This window comes from Prosthecobacter sp., assembly GCF_044236155.1.
In the GTDB taxonomy this organism is placed as follows: Bacteria; Verrucomicrobiota; Verrucomicrobiia; order Verrucomicrobiales; family Verrucomicrobiaceae; genus Prosthecobacter.
This window is the reverse complement of record NZ_JBIIHA010000017.1, coordinates 67,228-90,131: the sequence shown is the minus strand read 5'-3', so window position 1 is coordinate 90,131 and position 22,904 is coordinate 67,228. Positions and strand designations below refer to the sequence as shown.

Below are 22,904 nucleotides of genomic sequence, written 5' to 3'. Positions count from 1 at the left end.
TATGAACTCTCCAGCTCTTCAAATTCAAGACCGTCTCAACCGCCGCGTCTTTCTCAGAAACAGCTCCAGCGCCATCGGTGCTGCTGCACTCGGCTCTTTGCTTCATCAAGAGGCCTCAGCTGCTCCAGCGCGTGCTTTCCCGAACTTTGCGCCAAAGGCCAAGCGCATCATTTATCTCTTCCAGTCCGGTGCGCCGTCGCAGATGGACCTCTTCGACCCGAAGCCGCAGATGGATAAGCATCGCGGCGAGGATCTGCCCGCGTCGATCCGCATGGGCCAGCGACTCACGACGATGACCTCAGGCCAGAAGTCGTTTCCAGTGGCGCCCAGCCTCTTCAAATTCGCCCAGCATGGGAAAAGTGGCATCTGGTTGAGTGAATTGATGCCGCACATCGCCGGTGTGGCGGATGAGCTTTGCGTGATCCGCTCCATGTTCACGGAGGCGATCAATCACGATCCGGCGATCACGTTTTGTCAGACCGGCTCGCAGCTCGCCGGACGTCCGAGCATCGGTGCCTGGCTCAGCTATGGCCTGGGCAGCATGAATCAGGATCTTCCGGCCTATGTCGTGATGACCTCCTTCGGCACCGGCCGTCGTGACGATCAGCCGCTCTACGATCGCCTTTGGGGCAGCGGATTCCTGCCCACGCAGCATCAGGGCGTGCGCTTCCGCAATTCGGGCGATCCCGTGCTCTACCTCTCCAATCCTGCCGGTGTCAGCCGCCCAATGCGCCGCGACATGCTCGATGAACTCGCCGCGCTCAACCAACGCGACTTCGAAGCCTTCGGCGACCCTGAAACCAGCACGCGTATCTCGCAATACGAGATGGCTTTCCGCATGCAGATGAGCGTGCCTGATCTCGTGGACGTCTCCAAAGAGCCACAGCACGTGCTCGACAGCTACGGGCCCAATGTGACGAAGCCAGGCACCTACGCCGCGAACTGCCTGCTGGCCCGCCGCCTCGCCGAGCGCGATGTGCGCTGCATCCAGCTCTTCCACATGGGCTGGGATCATCACGGAGGCCTTCCTAATGCGATTCGCGGCCAGTGCAGCGACACCGACCAGCCCACGGCAGCCCTCATCAAAGACTTGAAGCAACGGGGCCTGCTCGATGACACGCTCATCGTCTGGGGCGGTGAGTTTGGCCGCACGATCTACTCCCAAGGTGGACTCACAGCGACGAACTACGGCCGCGATCATCATCCGCGCTGCTACTCGCTCTTCATGGCCGGTGCCGGAGTAAAAAAAGGCACCACCTACGGCGAGACCGACGACTACTGCTACAACATCACCCGCGATCCCGTCCACGTGCATGATCTCAATGCCACGATCATGCACCTGCTCGGCATCAATCACGAACGCCTGAACTTCAAATTCCAAGGCCTCGACATGCGCCTCACCGGCATCGCCGGAAATCTGGTCAAGGGTGTGCTGGCGTGACCCTGTGTCAGCATCTCACACAAACAGCCCGTCCAGCGTGCCGGTGCTCACGTTGTTGAAGCTCGTCATCTCCGCGCCGAACTGCTGCGCGAGCGTGAGGTGCAGATTCGCCAACGGCGTGCCTTTGGTGAAGACGGCATGCTGACCGGTCTTCACGCGGCCCTGGCCTTTGCCGAGCAACACCAGCGGCAGGTCTTCTTTGATGTGGCCGTTGCCGTCCTTCATCTCGCTGCCGTAGAGCACCACGCTGTTGTCGAACAGTGAGCCGTTTCCTTCGTCGATGCCATTCATCTTCGAAACGAGGTAATGCACCTGCTGCGCATACCAGCGGCTCACCGAGGTGTATTCGGCCACCAGCGCCTCCTGGTTCTTGTGATGGCTCATGCCGTGGTGATCATTCTTCACGCCATCAAGGAAGGTGAAATTCTGCCGCGAGAAGCCGTGCGCACTCATGAAGGTCGCCACACGCGTCGTGTCGGTCTGCAAAGCGAGCACCATCAAGTCGAGCATGAGCTTCATGTGCTCGTTCTTGCTCATCGGGATGCCCGCAGGCGGCCGTTTCAGGTCCGGCGGCGTCAGCGGCGACCACTCGGGCGCAGGCGGATTCATCGTGCGCTCGATTTGCTGCTCCACACCGCGCACGCCTTCGAGATACTCGTCGATCTTCTCCTTATCGCGACCGCTGGCGATCTTTTGCAGCGACTTCGCATCCTCCAAAACGAGATCCACCACGCTGCGGCGATTCTCCGCCGCCCGCCGAGCCTCCGGCGACGACGGATCGCGAAAAAGACGATCAAAAGCCGCACGCGGACTGATCTCCGGCGAAATGCGCTGCGTGGCACTGCTCCACGAAATCGTGTTCGCCAGCGCGATCGGATCGTCCCCCGCCATCCCCTGACGCGGCGGCTCGGTGCCGAGCTCGATGCTCGCAAAACGTGTGCCTTGGCCAATCTGCCGCGCGATCACCTGATCCACCGAAATGCCATTCACGCCGTTCTCGATGGCCGTGCCGGTCAAAAACGCCCCCGTGAGCTTCACATGCCCTTTGCCCACGCTGTCGATCCCGCTCAGCACGACCATGTCGTTCTTAAACTCCGCCAGCGGCTCCAAAATCGGCGACAGCGCAAAATCCCGGCCCTTGCCCGTCACATCCCAAGCCTTCGGAAACACCCCGTTTGGCTGGAAAAAGGTCACGAAACGGCTTGGCGGCAGTTTTTGAGCCGCGCGAGCCTTCGGCGTCATGATTTCAAGCCATGGCAAAGCCAGCGTGGCTCCGATTCCACGAAGAAGAGTGCGGCGTTCAATACGGTGTGACATACGGGTGGGGTAACGAGGTCTTGATAAGGCAGCTTGCAGGTCAATTTGCGCTCCCCTGCGTCCGAAACGCCTCGCTGAGCACGATGGACTTGATGAGCACATCCGCGCGCTGGTTATTCTTTTTCAAATCGGCGAGCAACTGACGGATTAGGCCTTCGTCTTGCGGCTTCAAGGCACGCCCAAGGGCAAACGCGGTGAGACGCTGAGTGACGTTGCGGATGAATTCATCGCTGTAGTGCTTTTGGATGGCGCTTCGGAGTTCGGCGGGGCCGTTGATCTCGATGCCGCCGGGCAGGGTGCCGCTGGCATCGACGGGTTTGCCGGCCTCTTTGTCGCGGAAGCGGCCGATGGCGTCGAAGTTTTCCAATCCGAAGCCGATGGGGTCGATCTTGTCATGGCAGCTCGCACACGATTCGTTGCGACGATGCGCGGCGAGTTCTTCGCGTAGCGTTTTGCCGCGATCCCCGGCTTTGTCGTCGAGCTGGCCGGCATCGGCGGGTGGTTCGGCGAGTTTGCGGCCGAGCAGTGTCTCCAAGACCCATTTGCCGCGGATCACCGGGCTCGTGCGGTTCGGTGTAGATGAGGCGGTGAGCACGGCGGCCATGCCGAGCAGACCGGCACGCTTGTCATCGGTAAATTTCACCGGCTGCATGGCATCGCCACTCAGATCGAGGCCGTAAAGCGCGGCGAGCGCGTCATTCGCGAAGGTTTCGCGGGCATCGAGCAGGCGCGTGAGACTGCCGCCGTTGCGGAGGAGATTTTCAAGGACGAGGACGGGCTCCAGCTTCATCGCGTCAGCGAGTGCAGGCGTGAAGTCGCGGAACTTCCGCGCATCTGGGACATGCTCGGTGCCGAGTCCGGCAAAGCCGAGCCATTGGCCCAAAAAGGTGCTCGTGAAGGCCCGTGAGCGCGGATCGGCGAGCATGCGCTTCACCTGCGCACGCAGCGTGGCGTCTTCGCGCAGCTTTCCGGCATCGGCGAGTGCACGCAGTTCGTCATCGGGCAGGCTCATCCAGAGGAAATAGCTCAAGCGGCTCGCCAGTTGATGATCATCGAGCTTCCCGGCACGGAGTTCATCGCGGAACAAAAAGCTCGGCGAGGTCAACGCGGCGGCAAAAGCGAGCTTGAGGGCTTGTTCAGGCGATTCGCCGCGCTTTTGGGCCTTATCAGATAGAGAGAGGTGCTTTTCGAGCTCTCCGGCTCGCAACGGTCTGCGGAAGGCTTTGGGTAAAAAGGCACTCAAAGCGGCTTTGGCATCGCTTTGGAAGATTTCGCGAGGTTTCGAGCCTGCGGGCGAAATCGGGCCTTCGATCAAAATCCAGTCCACGCCCGGCGCACCGACCTGAATTGGCTTGGCGACCTTTTGCGCCGCCGCGCTGCCGATGAGTGACGCGGGATCAAAAGGCAGATCGAGCACTTCGAGCGAATCACCGACCACTTGGCGATTGCTCGCGAGCTTCTCGACGTTTGCGGCTTCGATTTGGCGATCCAACTCGTCCACAGGGAGCTTCATCGCCTTTGCGAGCAGATGCTTCACCGCCACCATGGCTTCCGTGCGTTCGGGAAGAAGGTTGTAGAAGCTGCGCAGGTCGCTCGGATTGCCCTCGGGCGTCACCGCGCGCAGATACTCGATGCGCATCTGCATGTTTTGAAAATGCCGGTTGAGGTTATCGGTGAGTTTTTTGACCTCATCCGACGCATCCGCTGGCACGGGCAGCTTCGGCGCGTTTTTCGCGGCAGCATCCTTCACCAGCGGCGCGGCCTTCTTTTGATCAAAGACTCGGTAGCCTCCCTTCGGTGCTGCTTTCTTCGCTTTGCGCACGGGAACGGGCGTCGGCGCACGCAGGCCGGTGTTGTCGATATTCCAGGTCATCTGATGCGATCCTGCACGCAGCAGCAGCTCGATCGTTTCTTTCTTGGGCGTGTTGTCGAGGCACTTCAATCGTGCTCGTGGCTCGTTGTCGATGCGCAAACGCATGCCTGCATCGCCACCACGGCCGACGTGCTTCACGGTGAAGCGATACCAGCCATCCGCGGGCACGATGACCTCATCATAAAGTGTGCGCTGACCTGCTCCAGCCAGCGAGTAGCCGACGCCACCACCCGGCAGATCCTCCGGCTTCGATCCGCGCTCAGTCATGAGCATGTTTTCGGCCTCGAAATGCTTCGCGTAGGGCTTCTGGCGCAGATTGAGCATGCATTGCAGCGCGTAATCGGCTGCGTCGAAAAGCTGCTCAGCGAGCGCGGGCGAGATGAAGAGCGCATCGCGATCATTCGTGAAGCCGGAGAGGCCGGGGCCATCATCGAGCAGCAGCTTGCCCGGCTCAAAGTCGATGCCGAGGAGATCGCGAAGGGTGTTGTTGTATTCCGTTTTCGTCAGCCGCGGCAGCGTGACGTGCTCTATGCCCTTCTGCTGGCTCCAATCGACCGAGTCGATGCCTTTGCGCAGGAAAGCCGTGATTTGATGACGCTCCTCGCGGCTCGGCAGCGGTTTCTTCGGTGGCATTTCCTCTTCCTCGACCTGCTGTAGCATCGTCTGCCACAGCTTGAACTCCTTCAGCACCTTCTGCGGTGATCCGAAGTGCGTGAGATCGACATCGCCTTTTTGTTTGTCGGCGTTGTGGCAGTCCAGGCAGTATTTTTGCAGCAGCGGGCGGATCTCCGCGAAGGCAGGGACCGAAAGGAGGAAGAGGACAGAAAGGACGCAGCGCATCGGAATCGAGAACGAGGACGAATCAGCGGCCTTTCTTCTCGCGTTGCCGGGCGCGGTATTCGGCGGGGCCGCAGCCGACTTGCCGGGCGAACATGCGGCTCATGTAGTGGCGATTGGGGAAGCCCGTTTCGACGGCGATTTGATCGATGGTTTTGTCCGTGAGGGCCAAAGCCTCGCCCGCAAGCCGGAGCCGTGTGGCGAGGACGTAGGCGGCGGGTGTTTGGCCGGTGTGCTCGCGGAAACTGCGGATGAAGCGCTCCACGCTCATGCCTGCTCGCTCGGCGAGGAAGTGGTTCGTGAGCTTCGTGTGCGGTGAACGAGCAATGAGAGCAAGGACCTCGGAAAGTCGCTCGGGGAGGCTTTGCGCAGGTGAGTCGAGCTTTGCGAAGACGACATGCAGCAGCGCGGAGGCGAGATGGAGCAGGCGATGGCCATCGTTGGAGCTTTGATGGGTTTCGATGAGCTGCGAAAGAAGGCCGCGCATGGTGTCATCGACCGGAAAAGGCATCGGCTCGGCAGGAAAGGACACACCGGGTCGGTTGGTGGTGAAGTGCAGCCAGTAGTGGCAGGCACGCACGGGGCCGACGCAGTCGAAAACGGTGTCCGCAGGGATCAAGACGGCGTTTTTCGGCTCCAGTGGGATTTGGCGGCCTTTGAAAACGAGATGGCAGCCGGGCTTGGGATTGTGGTAGAAGCGCCAGAAGGGCGAATCGACGCCCTGGTGGTTCCAATTCTCCAAAGCAGGCTGGTAGCCGCTTTCATGGATCAAAAACGGCGTCCAGCCAGCCGTGGCGACTCGCGCGAGGTCCACGCCCCACGGGGTGGTGTAATTGAGGTATTTGCGCTTGGCGGCCATGATCGGACACAACTACGGCAGAATAGGGCATGTTCGTCCAGCGTATGTTTCGGTGATGCGACTCCTGTTTCTATTCCTCACGACCTCTGCGCTCGCCTTGCCGCCGGATCATGCCCAGCGCATGGCTCGCGGCCTCAAGCTCTTCGACAGCGAGGTGGCGGCGCTTTTGAAGCAAAACTGCCTCAAATGTCACGGCGGCGAAAAAGTGAAGAGCGACTTCGACATGGCGACGCGTGAGGATTTGTTGCGCGGTGGCTCGCACGGCAGCGTGGTGGTGCCGTTTGATGCGAAGGGCAGTCTTTTGATGGCGCTGATTCGTCACGAAAAGGAGCCGAACATGCCGGACAGCAGTCCGAAGCTGCCGGAGGCGGTCATTTCGAAGATCGCGGCGTGGATTGATGATGGGGCGCCGTATTCCGCGCCGCTGATCGCGGGCAAGAAGCCGAAGAAGGACAGCAGCGTGGTGACGGACGAGGATCGGCAGTGGTGGGCGTTTCAGCCGCTGAAGAAAATGCAGGCGAAGAGCATCGATGAGCTGCTTTTGAAGAACGCGAAGGGGATGACCTTTGCGCCCAAGGCGGAGGAGGCGGTGCTGGTGAGGAGGCTGCATCTGGATCTCACCGGACTGCCGCCTGCGGAAGTTTCTGACACGGCTGACCTGAGTGACTTGATTGACGGGCTGCTGAGCAGCCCGGCGTATGGCGAGCGATGGGCACGCCACTGGCTGGATGTGGCGCGGTATGCGGAGAGCACGGGCTTTGAGCAGGACTATGACCGGCCGTTTGCGTTTCATTACCGGGACTTTGTGATCAAGGCACTGAACTCGGACATGCCGTATGACCAATTCGTGAAGTGGCAGCTCGCGGGGGATGAATACGAGCCGCAGAACCCGCTGGCGCTGGCGGCGACGGGTTTTCTTGGTGCGGGCGTGTTTCCTTCGCAAATCACCGCGAACGAGGTCGAAAGTTCCCGCTACGACGCGATGGACGACATGCTGGGCACGACGGCGAGCGCGATGCTTGGCCTCACGCTGAGCTGCGCCCGCTGCCACGATCACAAATTCGACCCACTGCCCACTCGCGACTACTACGCGATGCTCAGCACCTTCACGACGACCACGCGCATGAACGTGGACGTGCATCCCGATGGCAAAGTGACCTCCGCGGTGACGACGATGAACGCCAAAAAGAACACGCCGGAGGTCAAAGGCGCGACGCGCATGATGATCTGCGCCGAGGGCTATGATCCCATCGTCATGCACACGCAGGGCGGGCCGTTTTTTGACAAGACGTATGTGCTGAAGCGCGGCAACCCGCTCATGAAGGACGGCGAGGCCACGCAGGGCTTCCTGCAAGTGCTGAGCAAGCCTGGCGACGCCAAACGTTGGCAGTGGCAGCCGCCTGCGGGCGCGAAATCGAGCGGCAAACGTCGTTCGCTCTCGAACTGGATCACGGATGTCGATGGCGGAGCGGGCGCGTTGCTGGCTCGTGTGATCGTGAACCGGCTGTGGCAGCATCATTTCGGCACTGGCCTCGTTCCGACGCCGAATGACTTTGGCAAGACGGGCACGGCCTGCACGCAGCCGGAACTGCTCGACTGGCTGGCGTCGAAGCTCATCGAGAACGGCTGGAAGCTCAAACCGATGCACAAACTCATCCTCACGAGCCGTGCCTGGCAGCAAAGCAGTGCCCGCGGCGCGAAGAAGGAGGCCGCTGATCCGGCGAACGGGCTTTTCATGCGCTTCGTGCCGTATCGCCTCGAAGGCGAGGCCATCCGCGACTCGATGCTGGCCGTGAGCGGCGTGCTGGACAAGACGATGTTTGGCCCCGGCACTCGCGATGAGAACAGCCGTCGCCGCAGCATCTACTTCAATATCAAACGCAGCCAGCTCATCGGCAGCATGGTGGCCTTTGACCAGCCAGAACCGCTCGTGAGCCAAGGTGCACGCCCCACGACGACGGTCGCTCCGCAGGCGCTCATCTTGATGAACAGCCCGCAGGCCCGCCAATGGGCCGAGGGACTCGCAAAACGCGTTTCAGGTGCTGGCGATGTCGCGAAGCAGATCGCGATGACGTATCGGCTTTGCTTCCACCGCGAGCCGAAAGCCGCCGAACTGGCCACGGGACTCGATTTCCTCAAAAGCGGGGCCTCGCTGGCGGATTACTGCCAGGTGGTGATGAGTCTGAATGAATTCGTTTACGTGAACTGATATGAACACATCCACTTACTCTCGTCGTGACATGCTCGCCCGCGCGGGCGGTGGTTTTGGCATGCTGGCGTTCGCTTCGATGCTCGAAGCGGCGAAAAGCCCCTTCGCGCCGAAGGTGCCGATGCAGGTCGGAGGCAAGGCGAAGTCGATCATTTGGATCTTTACCAATGGCGGGCCGTCACAAGTTGATACTTGGGATTACAAGCCGGAACTCGCGAAGCGGGATGGGCAGACGCTGGAGGGATTTGATCCGAAGACGGGTTTCTTTCCTGGCTCCGTGGGTGGCTTGATGAAGTCGCCGTTCGAGTTCAAGCAACACGGCGCGAGCGGCACGTGGTGTAGCGACCTGTTTCCGAAGACGGCGATGCATGTGGATAAGATGTGCTTCATCCACAGTTGCTGGACGGGGTCGAACAACCACTCGCCCGCTCTTTTCATGATGAACACGGGCACCACGCGCATGGGCTACCCGTGCGTGGGCTCGTGGGTGAACTACGGCCTCGGCAGCGAGAGCGATTCGCTGCCCAGCTTTGTCGTGATGAGCGATCCACTGAATCGCGGCCTGCCCAAAGGCAGCGCGGCAAACTGGGGCGCGGGTTTTTTGCCGAGTGTGTATCAAGGCACGTGGCTGAAGCCGAGTGGTGCACCGATCGACAATCTGGCGGTGCCTGCGTCGCTCTCTCCGCAGCGTCAGCGCGCGCAACTCGATCTCATGGCGCGGCTGAATCGCGAATCGCTCGCCGGATCGGCTATCGAGAGCGAACTGAACGCACGCATCGAGAGCTTCGAGCTGGCTTATCGCATGCAAACGGCCGCGCCGGAGGCTTTCGCGCTCAAGGACGAGCCGGAGCACATCCAGAAGCTCTATGGCGTGAATGAGAAGCATTGTGGCCACTTTGCGAAGCAGTGCCTCACCGCGCGGCGCATGGTGGAGCGCGGCGTGCGCTTCATCCAGATCTACAGCGGCGGCATGGAGAACCAGCAGAGCTGGGATGGACACAAGGACATCCTCGGCAACCATCGCGGCTTCGCCAATGAGAGCGACCAGCCGGTGGCGGCGCTGATCAGTGATCTGGAGCAGCGCGGACTGCTGGATCAGACGCTGATCGTCTGGGGCGGTGAGTTTGGTCGTCTTCCCATCGCGCAAAAGGGCGCGCAACCCGGCCGTGATCACAATCCGCATGCCTTCACCGTCTGGATGTGCGGCGGCGGCGTGAAAGGCGGCTACCACCACGGCGAAACCGACGAGATCGGCTTCAAAGCGGCCATCGACAAAGTGAGCGTGCACGATTTGCACGCGACGATCCTCGCGGCGGCGGGACTCGATCATGAGCGGCTCACTTTCAAGTTCCAAGGCCTCGATCAGCGCCTCACCGGCGTGGAGAATCCGAAGGTGGTGAAGGCGGTGTTTGCGTGAGATACTTAACAGCCATGACGCGCGGCCTTTTTGTCTCTCTATTCCTGTTATCGCTCACGACTTCTCTTTCGGCGGCTCCTGCCAAGGTGAAGTTCAATCGCGATGTGCGCCCGATCCTCTCGGACAAGTGCTTCTTCTGCCACGGACCCGATCTGAAGAAGCGCGAGGCCGATTTGCGACTGGATGAGCGCGACGCAGCCGTGGAAGCAAAGGCGTTCGTGCCGGGCAAAGCGGAGGTGAGCGAGATGATCCAGCGCATCCTCACCACGGATGTCGACGACCACATGCCTCCGGCCAAATCGAAGCTCGGCGACCTGACGGCAGATGAAATCGCCATCCTGAAGCAGTGGATCAACGAAGGCGCGGAGTATGAGGCGCATTGGGCCTTCATTCCGTTGAAGCCAGAGGCGACCAAGGATCAAAGCATCGACAAGATCGTCAGCGCTGGCCTGATAGAGCGCGGTTTGAAGCTCCAACCCGAAGCGACACCGGAGACTTTGATTCGTCGTTTGAGTTTCGACCTTACCGGCTTGCCGCCCTCACCAGAGGAAGTCACCGCGTTCGTCGCAGAGCACCGATTTGATCCAGACGCGAGTCTTCAACAGCTCATCACGCGTCTCCTCGCATCACCACACTACGGCGAACGCATGGCGGTGGACTGGCTGGACGTGGCGCGCTACGCCGACAGCTACGGCTTTCAGGTGGATCGCGAACGCGAGGTCTGGCCCTGGCGCGACTGGGTGGTGAAGGCGTTCAATGACAACCTGCCGTATGACAAATTCGTGACCTGGCAGCTCGCGGGTGATCTGCTGCCGAATCCGACGGATGAGCAAGTGCTGGCGACCGCCTTTAACCGCCTGCATCAGCAGGAAAACGAAGGCGGCAGCGTGGAGGAGGAGTATCGCGTCGAATACGTCGCCGACCGCGTGCAGACCGTGGCGACAGCCTTTCTCGGCCTGACCTTCGAGTGCTCTCGCTGTCACGATCACAAGTATGATCCGATCACGCAGAAGGACTATTACGGGCTCTTCTCGATGCTGCAGAACATCGACGAGGCCGGCTTGTATTCCTTCTTCACGCCCTCGCCGCCGACTCCGGCGATGATGCTGATGGATCAGCCCGCCAAGGACAAAATGGCGGCGCAGAAGGCCAAGGTCACTCAGTTGGAGAAAACTCGAAGTGATGCGGGCACTCCTGCCCGCACGACGCTCGAACTGCGGGCCGGAGTGCCCGCATCACTGGAAGGCCAACTGGCTCACTTCACGTTTGATGAATTGAAGGGCAACAAGCTAGCCGATTCGCTGCATGCCGCACCTCCACCGCAGCCCAAGAAGGACCCGAAGGACAAAGGGCCGCCTGATCCCGCCGCTGTGCTGAAAGGCGAGAACAAGCTGGTGCCCGGCAAGCTCGGCAACGCGATCCAATTCACCGGCGACGACGCGGTGGACACGCCGCTCGGCAATTTCCAGCGCCATGAGCCCTTCAGCGTGTCGTTGTGGATGCAAACGCCGGATGTGAAGGAGCGTGCAGTGGTATTTCATCGCTCACAGGCCTGGACAGATGCAGCGAGCCGCGGCTACGAACTGCTGATTGAGGAAGGAAAGCTCAAGTGGTCGCTGATTCACTTCTGGCCGGGGAATGCGATCAGCATCCGCACCAAGGAGAACATTCCGCTGAAGCAGTGGCTGCATGTGATCGTGACCTATGACGGCAGCAGCCGGGCGGAGGGCTTGAAAATCCTCCTCGATGGCAAACGGGCCGCTGTGGATGTCATCAAAGACAACCTGACGAAAACCATCGCTGGCGGCGGTCATGACAACATCAGCCTCGGCGAACGCATGCGGGATCGCGGCTTCAAAGGCGGGATGATCGATGATTTTCGCGTCTTTGGCCGTGATGTGACCGCAGAAACAAACACCGAGCTGCAAAAAGCGCGTGCAGAGCTGTTCGCGTTTCAGGATGCGCAGAAGGAGCTGATGGTCATGAAGGAGCTGCCGCAGCCGAAGAAGGCCTACGTGCTCACGCGTGGCGAGTATGACAAGCGCGGCGAAGAAGTCGGCCCCACGACTCCTGCTGCGCTGTCACCGTTTCCCAAAGGAGCGCCGAAGAACCGCCTCGGCTACGCACAATGGCTCACCGCGCCGGATCATCCGCTCATGGCGCGAGTCACGGTGAACCGCCTGTGGCAGAGCCTGTTCGGTCGCGGCTTGGTGAAGACGACGGAAGACTTCGGCAGCCAGGGTGAGAGGCCGTTGTATCCCGAGTTGCTCGATTATCTCGCCATGAAGTTCATCCAGAGCGGCTGGGATGTGAAGGCGCTGGTGAAGGAGATCGTGACGAGCCAGGTCTATCGCCAAAACAGCTTCGCCGATGCCAAAACGATGGCAGACGATCCCGAAAACCAATGGCTGGCCCGTGGTCCACGCTTCCGCCTGCCCGCGGAGGTGATTCGCGACAACGCCTTGGCTGCCGCAGGCTTGATCAAACTCACGCTGGGCGGCCCACCCGTGCATGCCTATGAAATGTCCGAGGCCTTCAAGCCTGTGACTCCTGGCGCTGGCGACACCGTCTATCGCCGCAGCCTCTACTTGAGCTGGCGCCGCACCAGCCCGCCACCGGCCATGGTCGCCTTTGATGCGCCACGACGTGCCGTGTGCATTTCGAGGCGCGAGCGCACCGATTCACCGCTCCAGGCGCTCATCATGCTCAACGGTGTTCAATATGTCGAAGCCGCACGCGTGCTCGGCGAGAAGCTGCATCTCGAAACAAAGGGCGACCTGCCCAAGATGATCGAGCTCGGCTTCCTGCGCTGCCTGAGCCGCAAGCCCGATGCGAAGGAAGCCCAAATATGCACGCAGCTTTACCAGGAACAGCTCGCTCATTTCAAAGCGGTGCCAAAGGAAGCCGAGGAACTGCTGAAAACGGGGAACGCCAAGCGGGTCAGCTCTGTTCCGGTCCCTGAAGCGGCTGCGGCGGCTGTTCTGGCGCAGGCTTTGATGAATCATGACGCCTGCGTGGTGAAACGTTGAGCTTGGCTTTGTAACACAAAATATTTATCATCAGATTCATGAACTCACGATTCGTTCCCGCGATTGAGAAGCCCTGCCCTGCAAGCTGGGACAAAATGAAAGGCGATGAGAAGAAGCGCTACTGCGAGCATTGCCAACTTCACGTCCACAATCTTTCGGCAATGACTCCAAAAGAGCAGCACGAAGTTCTTTCCCCAGGCAATACACGGAAATGCATCAGCTACGTTGCCCGGATAGACGCGCGGCATGTGGATGCTGAATCATGGCTAAAGATTCAATCGACTTCATTGCTGCCTCGGTGGCTGGCTACTATTATCGCGGCACTGACTTCTCTTTGCATTCCGAGCTGCCGAACCACCGGAACGCCCATTCCGCCACCACCTTCGCAGGATGCCTCAAGCTCGACCAAAAACATTCAGCATGAAGAAAAGCGAATGACGGGCACGCCATTGGCTACGACGCAGTCTGGTGGCCGACGACTGATGGGCAAAATTAAAATCGCCAAAGAGTAATCGCTATGCCCCACTTTAATCTCGACCGCCGCACCTTCCTGAATCGTTTTGGTTTGGGCCTCGGCGGTATCGCTTTGAATGAGATGCTAGCGAAAGCCGCGTCACCTGCGGACCATGGCGTGTTGGGCGGCACCCACTTTGCACCGAAGGCCAAGCGCATCATCTACCTATTCATGTCGGGCGGGCCGTCGCATCTCGACTTGTTCGATTACAAGCCTCTGCTTAATCAGCGGAACGGCGAGCAACTGCCGGATTCGGTGCGCGGTGGGCAGCGGTTGACGGGGATGTCGGGGAATCAATCGTCGATTCCGATGGTGGGATCGCCTTTCAAGTTCACGCAGCATGGGCAGGCGGGTGGATGGTTCAGCGAGTTGCTGCCGCACACGGCGAGCATCGCGGACGACATCTGCGTGGCGCGGTCGATGTTCACGGAGTCGATCAATCACGGCCCCGGAGTGACGTTTTTCCAAACGGGATCACAGATCGCGGGACGACCCAGTTTTGGGTCGTGGCTGAGTTATGGTCTTGGAGCAGAGAATGCGAATCTGCCATCGTTCACCGTGCTGATCACGAAGGGCAAGGGTGGGCAGCCGCTGGGATCGCATCTGTGGGGCAGCGGCTTTTTGCCGACAAAGCACCAAGGCGTGCTGTTCCGTGCGGCGAAGGATCCAGTGCTGTATCTCGGCAATCCGGCGGGTGTGAGCGCGGATAGTCGCAGGCTAATGCTGGATCGACTGAAGGAGCTGCATGAGCATCAGTTTGCCGGAACACCGGACGCGGAGATTCAGAATCGCATCGATCATTACGAGATGGCTTTCCGCATGCAGACGAGCATTCCGGAAGTGACCGACCTCAGTAGCGAGCCGCAGCATGTGCTAGACAGCTACGGCCCCGATGTGAAGACACCGGGGACGTTTGCGGCTAACTGCCTGCAAGCACGTCGCCTAGCGGAAAAAGGCGTGCGATTCATCCAGCTCTACCATCAGGACTGGGATCATCACGGCGGTCTGCCGGGTGCACTGCCAAGACTTTGCAAAGAAACCGACAGACCGGCTGCGGCATTGGTGAAGGATCTCAAGCAACGCGGCATGCTGGATGACACGCTGGTTGTCTGGGGCGGCGAGTTTGGCCGCACGGCGTATTGTCAGGGCAAGATCAGCACGAATTTCGGCCGCGATCATCATCCGCGCTGCTTCAGTGCGTGGTTTGCCGGTGGCGGCATCAAGGCGGGCTCGGTGTATGGCGAGACGGATGAATTTGGCTACAACACGGTCAAGGACGGCCTGCACATCCACGATTTCCACGCCACGCTCATGCACCTGCTCGGCATCGACCATGAACGGCTGACCTACAAGTTCCAGGGGAGGCGTTATCGCCTCACAGATGTGCATGGAAAGCTGGTGAAGGGTTTGCTCGCCTGACGGCGAGAATGACGAAACCAGAATGAGGAATGCCGAAGTCCAGCAGTCCTTGGGACTTGGGCATTCATTCGTCATTCGCCATTCTGGTTTCGTCATTCTTCCACCCGTCGTGCCGCTTGCTCTCTCGCGTAAAGAGTGTTCATTCGCTTCACATGAGCAGAACCGCCAAGCAGCACCGCAAAACCGCCGAGACGGACATTGAGATCGAACTCAATGTCGATGGGAACGGCAAATCGCAGATCGACACAGGAGTGCCGTTCTTTGACCACATGCTGACGTTGTTCTCCAAGCACGGCCTGTTTGACCTCAAGGTGAAAGTCGTGGGTGACATTCAGGTGGATTACCACCACACAGTCGAGGACACCGGCATCGTGCTGGGCAACTGTTTCCGTGAGGCGCTGGGGAACAAGGCGGGCATCGTGCGCTATGGCTTCTGGCTGCTGCCGATGGACGAGACGCTGGCCGAAGTCGCGCTCGACCTTAGTGGTCGATCCTTCTTGAGCTATCACGCGCCTGAGAATGTCGAAGCGATCGGCGGCGTGAACCGCTTCAGCTACCAACTCGTTGAGGAATTCCTGCGTGCCTTCGCCTCGAGCCTGCTGGCGACGTTGCACGTCGAAATCCGCCGCGGACGCGATGCTCATCACATGGCAGAGGCGATCTTCAAAGGCCTCGCACGCGCATTGGATGCCGCCACCAAGCTTGATCCACGCGTCACCGGCATCCCAAGCACGAAGGACGTTCTCTGATGAAACTCGGCGTGCTTGATTATGGCGCAGGAAATCTGCGCAGCGTGTTGAATGCGTTCGAAGCCATCGGAGCGCATGCGAATCTCGTGACGAAGCCAGAGGACTTCGACGGCATCGACGTGCTAGTGTTTCCCGGACAGGGCGCGTTCGGTGATTCCGTGCGCATTTTGAAGGAAACAGGGCTGTGGGAGCCGCTGCGGGCCTGGTTGAAGGCGAAGAAGCCGTATCTCGGTATCTGCCTGGGCTACCAGCTCCTGTTTGAGAGCAGCGAGGAATGTCCGGGTGTCGAGGGCTTGTGCGCGGTGGCTGGCAAAGTGCGTAAATTCGATGCCGCCAGCGGTCTGAAGATCCCGCACATGGGTTGGAACGTGGCACGGTGGGAAACGAGCCAGTCAGCGGTTTGGAACGGCCTGCCAAACCCGACTTACATCTATTTCGTTCACTCCTATTACCCCGAGGTGCAGGATGAATCGCTGGCGCTGTGCCGCACGGATTACGGCGTGAGCTTCATCAGCGGCATCGCGAAGAAAAATCTCGTCGCGGTGCAGTTTCACCCGGAAAAGAGCCAGGAAGCCGGTCTTACCCTGCTGCGCAACGCGCTGAAGGTGCTGGAGCAGTAATCAAACGGCCTTCAAGGCATCGCGCAGGATCGCGCTTTGCCGCAGGGCCATCTCGCGGGCATCCTTCTTTTCGTGATCGTCCCATCCTGCGAGATGAAGAAGGCCATGAACGAGGTAGAGGGCGATCTCGTGGTCGAAGGGTTGCGAATGCTCCCTGCCCTGGCGATCCGCAGTGTCGGCACTGATGAGGATTTCGCCATGGTGGAAGGTGATGACGTCGGTGGGCGTGGGATCATCGAGGAACTCGCCATGCACACGGGCGATCTCCTTGTCGCTGACGATGGAGACCTCGACCAACGGCATGTCGGAGAGCGGAGCCTCGGAGGACCGGATCGCCGCAACGCACGCGGGCATCGCGGCGGCTCCAATTTTGCGCAGCCAAGGGAGGGCGATTTTGTGTCCGCGCTGGCGGTTGTAGATGCTTAGCTTTGGCAGCATCACGCAGCGGAAGTTTTGCGGCCGCGGGGCTTCTTGACCACAGCCGGCTGCTCGGTCAAAGGCGAGGAGAAAGAGGCTTCGACGATGTTGCCGGTGCTGGCGGCGATCACAGGCTCGTCATCGGCAGCGAGCCGCGGTTTGGCCTCGACGGCGGCTACGACAGCCGGCCTGGCCTCCACGGCCTTCTGATACTTGATGCGGCCGTGCATCATGCTGAGCAGGGTCTTGGCAAAACTGGCCTTAATCTTCGCGAGTTCGGCGATGGTGAGGTCGCACTCATCAAGCTGGCCGTCCGCCATGCGGGCCTGCACGATCTCGTCAATCATCGTCTCAATGCGCGAGGCGTTGGGCTTTTCCAGCGTGCGTGAGGCGCTCTCGACCGCGTCTGCGAGGGAGATGATGGCGGATTCCTTGAACTGCGGCCTTGGACCCGGATAGCGGAAGGTTTCCTCGCTGACCTGCTGGACGTCGTCCTCCTTCACCTTGCCGAGCTTCACGAGACGCTCCTGCTCGGTCTTGTGATCGAGCGCCTGACGATAGAAATAGTAGGCGAGCGAGGTGCCGTGATGTTGCTCGATGACGTCGATGATGCGCGAGTTGAGGTTGTGCTTGATGGCGAGATCGACTCCATCTTTGACATGCGCGATGATGACGAGCGCGCTCATGCGCGGCGTGAGGTCCTCGTGCGGATTGGCCGCAGGGTCCATGTTCTCGATGAAGTACTCCGGCTTGCTGAGTTTCCCGATGTCGTGGAAGTAGGAGCACACACGGCACATGTTCGCGCCCGCACCGATGGTTTCGGCGGCCGCTTCGGATAGATTCGCCACCACGAGGCTGTGATGATAAGTGCCCGGAGCCTCGATGCTCAGACGACGCATAAGCGGATGGTTCAGATCGCCCAATTCCAGCCAGGTGACATCTGTCGTGACGCCAAAGACGCTCTCCAGCACCGGCAGCAGTCCACCGACCACCATCCCCGTGACGATGCCGATGATGAGCGGCAGGCCCACCATGCGGCTGATTTTCTCATCCATGATGACACCCGCGGCCTCATGCAGGAGCAGCGAGAAAGCCATCGCGACAAGGCCCACATAAAGTCCGGCCATGAAGAGACGGTTGCGGCGGCGGACACGCTTCGTGAGCAGCACGCCGGTGAAACCGATCAAGGCCGAGGTGGCCAGAAAAGTCGGCGCTGAAACTGAGATGCAAACGAGCACGCCAAAGAGGGTGGCATAAATCGCCGCGAAGAGGCCGATGCGCCGGCCAAGAATCACCGAAAGCACGAGCGGACCAAAGGCATGCGGCAGAACGACAGCCTTCAGCGTCTTGCCCCAGCTCAGGCCTGCGGACATGTCCAGCATCAGCACGATCAGGGCGATGTGCATCAGGATTATCCCCAGGACGAGGAGGAGGATGCTGTTGTCGGAAATTTGTTCCCGCAATGCCACGCGCTCGTGCGAAACCATCGCAAAGCCAATGGCGGCGGCAAATAAGGCATGCAGCCAGCTCAGGGCTGGCAGCCCGTCCTCCACCAAGGTTCCCAGGCGCATCAAAACAGCGACACCGGCGAAGAAGAGGACATAGACACCGACCGTCCCTGCGGGATGGGTGCGCATCTCGTCGAAAAGATCGCCCTCCTGGTGCTTCCGGCGGGTTTTGCCGCAAGAAAGCCCTTCGCGTTGCAAGCGGGCACGACGAATGGACTCGAACATGATTTGTGGGCGAAAGTGGAACTGAGCCTATCACACATCCCGGGTCGGACAAGGAGCTTTCCCCTCGCCTTCACCCGACTTGGGCCGTTGTGGCACAGAATTCTGGCTGCGACCGGCCTGATAAGCCTCGATGATACGCTGCACGACCGGCAGGCGAACGATGTCCTTTGGAGCAAATGCCACAAATTTGACGCCTTCCACATCCTGAAGCAGCTCGACGGCCTCCCTGAGGCCTGATTTCACATGACGGCGCAGGTCCACCTGCGAGGGGTCGCCCGTGACGACGCACCGCGCTCCATCGCCGAGGCGGGTCAGGAACATCAGCATCTGCTCGGTGGTCGTGTTCTGCGCTTCATCGAGAATGATGAAGGCGTTCTTCAAGGTGCGGCCGCGCATGTAGGCCAGCGGCGCGATCTCGATGCTGCCACGCTCGATGAGGCGCTCTGCCTCCTCGGGTTCGAGCATGTCGTAGAGCGCGTCGTAGAGCGGACGAAGGTAGGGAAAGATCTTCTCCTTCAGATCACCCGGCAGGAAGCCGAGCGCCTCGCCCGCCTCGACGGCCGGACGGGTCAGCACGAGCCGCTGCACGGCTTTTTCCTTCAACCAGTGCAATCCTTGAGCCATGGCGAGGTAAGTTTTGCCCGTGCCGGCAGGACCGATGCCAAAGACGACCTCGCACTCGCGCATGGCCTGGACGTAAGCGATTTGGCCGCGTGTTTTCGCCAGAACCGCAGGACGCTTGCCGGAACCGAGCATCTTGAGCTGCATGATCGCCTCAGCAGGCGCGTCACCGGTCTCTCGTTGCACTCCTTCGGTGACGAGACGGACCATGCCCGGGGTGATCTCGCCGCCTTGACGGCGCACTCGTTCGAGCTGCACAAACACCTCGCGGGCGGAGGCGATTTTGTCCGCGTCGCCTTCGATCCGCACCCAACCTTCACGGCTGGTCAAAGCCACGCCAAAAACCTCCGCCACCAGCCGCAGACTGCCGAGGTCATTGCCAATCAGCTTCTGCAGAAACTGCGGCGTCTCGTAGGTGAGCGTTTCGACGGGCATCAGCGGTATCCATACGCCAGCGCCCACATCACGCTGGGCTCCTTCTTCGACTTCAGCTCGAAGACGATGCGGTAGGTGCCGGTCTTCGGCGGATTCACGCGCACGCTCATAAAAAACTTGTCCGCCTTCGCGTTGATCTGCACCGGCTGGCCTTTCTCATCGAAAACCTTCATGTCGAGCGCCACGCCCTCGTTCGCCGTGCCGAGCCAGAAGGCGTATTCGTTGCCTTTGAAGAGCTGGTGCGTGATCATGAGCTTCTGGCCGCTCTTCACCTCGCCGTTCCAGTAGTCTTCGCGCACGATGAAGCCCTGCTCGACAAACGGCATGGCAGCCTCCATCGCGAAATCATGCGACTCGTCCACCGTCGCATGCACCAGCGTGGCCAGGGCGAGGGCCAGCACGGCAAAGGCGGTTTTTGCAAAGGATGAATTCATGGGAAAGGCGGTCACGGTTTATTTCTTCGCGAGGATCTCCGCCAGCAGGCTGTCGCAGGTCTTGCCGATCTCGGAGACGGCGTCCTTCGAGAAGCCGTCCACCGCGCCCTCCATCTGCTGAAGCACGGAGCCGAGTCCCTTGCGGATGGACTTCACCACGTCGTGATCGCGGGTGCTGGCGGGCATTTTTTCGATGGTGCTCACGAAATGCTCCACGAGCATCGGCTGGTTCAGCAGCTCGGCACGGTCGGCGGAGAAGCTCTTTTTGACCACCGAAGTCACCGAGGCGGTGCCACGCAGCCAGCCGCCGAGGCTGACGCACTGCGAGAGGTCGATGTCCTTCATCTGCTCCATCGTGTCGCGCACGGTTTTCTGCGTCTGGTCGAACTCCTTGCGGATGGCGCTCCAGTTCGATTTGTCGGCGGCGTCCAGGATGCTCTGCGCGTGCGGCAGCACGGATTTGCTCAGGCCGAGGCTTTTGGCGAGGTCGATCACATCTCGTCCGAGATCTTTCACCGCGTCCTTGTCCTCCGCCTCCACAGCCACAAAGCCCTCCGCCACGGTGTAGCCAAAGAGCAGCGAGAGCTTCGTGCGGTCGCTGGTCGTCGGGATTTCAGCCTTGCGCAGTTCGGCACGCCAGTTCGGTTCCCCAAGCTTGTCGAGCACGGAGAAAACCTCGCTCGGCACCGGGACGACCACGTCATCGACCACCTTGCCCGGAAAAGCGAGCGGATCGAATTCCTCGACCCCCTTCGTGCCCTGCGGCGCGGCAGTGAGATTAAGGGTTCCGAGGGCCAGTCCGACGAGGGCAGACGCAAAGACAGGTTTTTTCATGTGGAAAGCGGGTTTGATACGATTGGAATCAAGCCGTGATCCCCTCGTGTCGCAACTGGTTTGACCGGGGGAGAACCGATGGCGCGCAATCCACGCCCGAAGGAGGGCATTCAATGCGTGGTTAAAGCAAAACTCATTTGTCCGGCGTCATCACCAAAACGGTTGCCTCGCCAACTTCGGCGGCGAGTGCCTCCATCTCTGTGTTGGCGGGCAGAACGATGGCCGTGTTCGAAGGATAGCCGGGCACGGTCTTGAGCAGCGCCATGGCCACACGGCTTTTGACCGCATACGTCACGTTTTCACGCCCTCTCAGAACCGATGCCACCAAACCGACCACCGCGCCGGTTTTCACATCCACAAGAGCGCCGCCGGAGTTCCCGGGCTGCACGGGCACGGTGATCTGGTAGTTGTCTGGATCATCACGGATGCCCGAGAGGCTGCTGATGCGGCCGTCAGTGAACTTCGGCTTCACCCCCTGGACCGCGGCATCTGGAAATCCCACCGTGAAGACCGCCGCGCCCATCGCTCCCTCGGTCCCTGCCAAAGACAGCCACTTGGAGGCCGGCTCTTTCGTCTTCAATACGGCCACATCTCCCTCTGGATCAGTCTTCACGACGACGGCCTTGCGGATCACTCCATCGCCCCCGCGCACATCGACCTCCGTGGCGTCCTTGACCACATGCTGGTTCGTCAGCAGCCATCCATCACGCGAAATGTAAAATCCAGTCCCGGTCCCAGCATAATTTCCGGCCATCAGGAAGTCCGCCACCTTGCCGCGTTCCTTGATCGTCTCACGCTCCTGGCCAAAGAGCATGGCGCAGAACTGCTTCGGAGATGCTCGACCACCAAGCCAGTTGAAGATGACCGGGTTCGAACTCACCCGCGGCTCCATTTTCTCGGCCATGAACGCCCCCATGTCCTTCGGATCGTTGTTGGAGTCCGCGTCGGCAAAGAGCTTGTCCGCCTCCTTCCCCACTTCCTCGACTTCACGCATAATCTCGCCGGCCACCTTGTCATTCCCCTCGCACAGCGTCTCCGTGAGGAACTTGCGCAGCGCGGTGAGCATGGCGGTGCGCTTCGCGGCCTCCTCCTCCTTCACCTTGGCGTTGGCGGCACGTTTGGCCTCAAGCTGGCTCTTGATCTCCGATCCCAGGCCTTTTTCAGCCAACTGACGCTTTTTCAACGCGCTGTTGAGATAATAAAATCCACCACCGACGACTCCCACACCCAGCAGCACCAGGCCGATCATGATCGCCGCGGCCATCCCGCCGCCACCTGCCGCCTCCGGAGTTTTGGCCGTGCTTTTTGGTGCTGTGCGCGGGGCAGGAGCACGTCCGGGTTGTGGATTGGCGGCGGGTCGTTGCTGCGGTGAAGGCGCGGACACCTGCCGGGCCTGAACAACTGGAACCGGGGGCGGAGCCACCATGAACAACTGCTGGCAGGAAGGGCACTGCATCTGCTGTCCGGCGAAACGTGGATTAATCGCCAGAAGCATCTGGCAGAACGGGCAGTTGATTTGCAGGTTCATACGTTTCCGGCGTTTTAAGCCAGAACAGCTTTTAGGCGCAATACCAAATTCAAGCCACTCTCGGCAAAACCTCGACCACATCCGCCAGCACGCGGCCTGATCCATGGCGCAGTTCGTTGCAACGCCCGAAGAGCATCTGCCCGCTCGTCGCGCCGAGCAGGTCCGCGAGGCGTTGATCGACAGAAATGCGGAAATAGCCGCGCGGATGGCTGGAGTGCGGCACCGCGAATTTTTCGAGGATCGCCCCGAACGGCACACGGCCCTCCAAAACGAGCCTTTGTGCCTCCTCCGGCAGAAGATCGAGATGAATGCCGATCGCGCCGAATTCGACCGGTTTTCCATCGCTGCGTCGGTGCAGCACGCTGGCGCGGACGAGATAGTTGCCGATGCGCGCCCGGGCTGCGACATCGAGGTCGATCTCGCAGCCGTGGAATTCACGCAGTCGCGGCGTCATGTCCTTTTCATGCACGAGCAGGCTGCGCTCCTGCTCGGCGAGCAGGTCCGGCTCGACAAACGTCACCCTCGGGCGCGTGCTGCCGATGCCGTAAAAAAAGATGATCGGTGCCAGGATGTCCTCATCCTGCCTGGGAGCCTCGTTGGACACATTCGTCATTCGTC

The 22,904-nt window shown here is 60.4% G+C and carries 18 protein-coding genes; 8 read left to right on the top strand and 10 right to left on the bottom strand.

From position 1 onward, the window contains the following. The first annotated feature begins 1 nt into the window (after nt 1). Nucleotides 2-1,441 (top strand): DUF1501 domain-containing protein, encoded by a 1,440-nt coding sequence (locus ACILSE_RS15230; RefSeq protein ID WP_395718270.1) that lies wholly within the window; start codon nt 2-4, stop codon nt 1,439-1,441. 15 nt (nt 1,442-1,456) lie between these two features. On the opposite strand, the gene ACILSE_RS15225 is transcribed toward ACILSE_RS15230, so the two are convergent. The 3 genes from ACILSE_RS15225 to ACILSE_RS15215 are packed head-to-tail and all read right to left on the bottom strand — an operon-like array spanning nt 1,457 to nt 6,327. Next, complete coding sequence (locus ACILSE_RS15225; protein ID WP_395718269.1) at nt 1,457-2,758, bottom strand: DUF1552 domain-containing protein; 1,302 nt, start codon at nt 2,756-2,758, stop codon at nt 1,457-1,459. A 40-nt stretch (nt 2,759-2,798) separates the two neighbouring features. Next, complete coding sequence (locus ACILSE_RS15220; RefSeq protein ID WP_395718268.1) at nt 2,799-5,471, bottom strand: DUF1592 domain-containing protein; 2,673 nt, start codon at nt 5,469-5,471, stop codon at nt 2,799-2,801. Between the two features lie 22 nt (nt 5,472-5,493). Further along, entirely contained in the window at nt 5,494-6,327 is an 834-nt protein-coding gene (locus ACILSE_RS15215) for a helix-turn-helix domain-containing protein (RefSeq protein ID WP_395718267.1), read from the bottom strand. 55 nt (nt 6,328-6,382) lie between these two features. Between ACILSE_RS15215 and ACILSE_RS15210 the strand changes: the two genes are divergently transcribed. From ACILSE_RS15210 to hisH, 7 genes are all read left to right on the top strand, one after another. Further along, nucleotides 6,383-8,536: a PSD1 and planctomycete cytochrome C domain-containing protein gene (locus tag ACILSE_RS15210; protein WP_395718266.1), complete on the top strand. Its 2,154-nt coding sequence runs from the start codon at nt 6,383-6,385 to the stop codon at nt 8,534-8,536. A gap of 1 nt (nt 8,537) precedes the next feature. Beyond that, entirely contained in the window at nt 8,538-9,953 is a 1,416-nt protein-coding gene (locus ACILSE_RS15205) for a DUF1501 domain-containing protein (RefSeq protein ID WP_395718265.1), read from the top strand. Nucleotides 9,954-9,967: 14 nt separating this feature from the next. Beyond that, complete coding sequence (locus ACILSE_RS15200) at nt 9,968-12,982, top strand: DUF1553 domain-containing protein (protein ID WP_395718264.1); 3,015 nt, start codon at nt 9,968-9,970, stop codon at nt 12,980-12,982. Nucleotides 12,983-13,020: 38 nt separating this feature from the next. Beyond that, the gene (locus tag ACILSE_RS15195) at nt 13,021-13,494 is read left to right on the top strand and encodes a hypothetical protein (RefSeq protein WP_395718263.1); all 474 of its coding nucleotides are present in this window, start codon (nt 13,021-13,023) and stop codon (nt 13,492-13,494) included. A 5-nt stretch (nt 13,495-13,499) separates the two neighbouring features. Continuing rightward, the gene (locus ACILSE_RS15190; RefSeq protein WP_395718262.1) at nt 13,500-14,915 is read left to right on the top strand and encodes a DUF1501 domain-containing protein; all 1,416 of its coding nucleotides are present in this window, start codon (nt 13,500-13,502) and stop codon (nt 14,913-14,915) included. A 152-nt stretch (nt 14,916-15,067) separates the two neighbouring features. Further along, nucleotides 15,068-15,664: an imidazoleglycerol-phosphate dehydratase HisB gene (hisB, locus tag ACILSE_RS15185; RefSeq protein ID WP_395718261.1), complete on the top strand. Its 597-nt coding sequence runs from the start codon at nt 15,068-15,070 to the stop codon at nt 15,662-15,664. Further along, complete coding sequence (gene hisH, locus ACILSE_RS15180; protein WP_395718260.1) at nt 15,664-16,284, top strand: imidazole glycerol phosphate synthase subunit HisH; 621 nt, start codon at nt 15,664-15,666, stop codon at nt 16,282-16,284. The genes hisB and hisH overlap by 1 nt, the downstream gene beginning before the upstream one ends. Here the strand turns inward: hisH and ybeY are convergent, their stop codons facing one another. The 7 genes from ybeY to ACILSE_RS15145 all read right to left on the bottom strand — a co-directional run bounded on the left by ybeY (nt 16,285) and on the right by ACILSE_RS15145 (nt 22,899). Further along, nucleotides 16,285-16,722, bottom strand: coding sequence for an rRNA maturation RNase YbeY (ybeY, locus tag ACILSE_RS15175; RefSeq protein ID WP_395718259.1), 438 nt, complete (start codon nt 16,720-16,722; stop codon nt 16,285-16,287). After that, the gene (locus ACILSE_RS15170; protein ID WP_395718258.1) at nt 16,722-18,434 is read right to left on the bottom strand and encodes an HD family phosphohydrolase; all 1,713 of its coding nucleotides are present in this window, start codon (nt 18,432-18,434) and stop codon (nt 16,722-16,724) included. The genes ybeY and ACILSE_RS15170 overlap by 1 nt, the downstream gene beginning before the upstream one ends. A 30-nt stretch (nt 18,435-18,464) precedes the next feature. Further along, nucleotides 18,465-19,490, bottom strand: a complete 1,026-nt coding sequence (locus ACILSE_RS15165; protein WP_395718257.1) for a PhoH family protein — start codon at nt 19,488-19,490, stop codon at nt 18,465-18,467. Next, on the bottom strand, nt 19,490-19,924 hold the full coding sequence (locus ACILSE_RS15160) for a hypothetical protein (protein ID WP_395718256.1): 435 nt from the start codon (nt 19,922-19,924) through the stop codon (nt 19,490-19,492). Before ACILSE_RS15160 ends, ACILSE_RS15165 begins: the two co-directional genes overlap by 1 nt. A gap of 18 nt (nt 19,925-19,942) precedes the next feature. After that, a complete protein-coding gene (locus ACILSE_RS15155) occupies nt 19,943-20,758 on the bottom strand; it encodes a hypothetical protein (RefSeq protein WP_395718255.1) in 816 nt (271 codons plus the stop codon). A 133-nt stretch (nt 20,759-20,891) separates the two neighbouring features. Continuing rightward, nucleotides 20,892-22,286 (bottom strand): serine protease, encoded by a 1,395-nt coding sequence (locus tag ACILSE_RS15150; RefSeq protein WP_395718254.1) that lies wholly within the window; start codon nt 22,284-22,286, stop codon nt 20,892-20,894. A 49-nt stretch (nt 22,287-22,335) separates the two neighbouring features. Then, the gene (locus ACILSE_RS15145; RefSeq protein ID WP_395718253.1) at nt 22,336-22,899 is read right to left on the bottom strand and encodes a hypothetical protein; all 564 of its coding nucleotides are present in this window, start codon (nt 22,897-22,899) and stop codon (nt 22,336-22,338) included. Nucleotides 22,900-22,904: the final 5 nt, after the last annotated feature.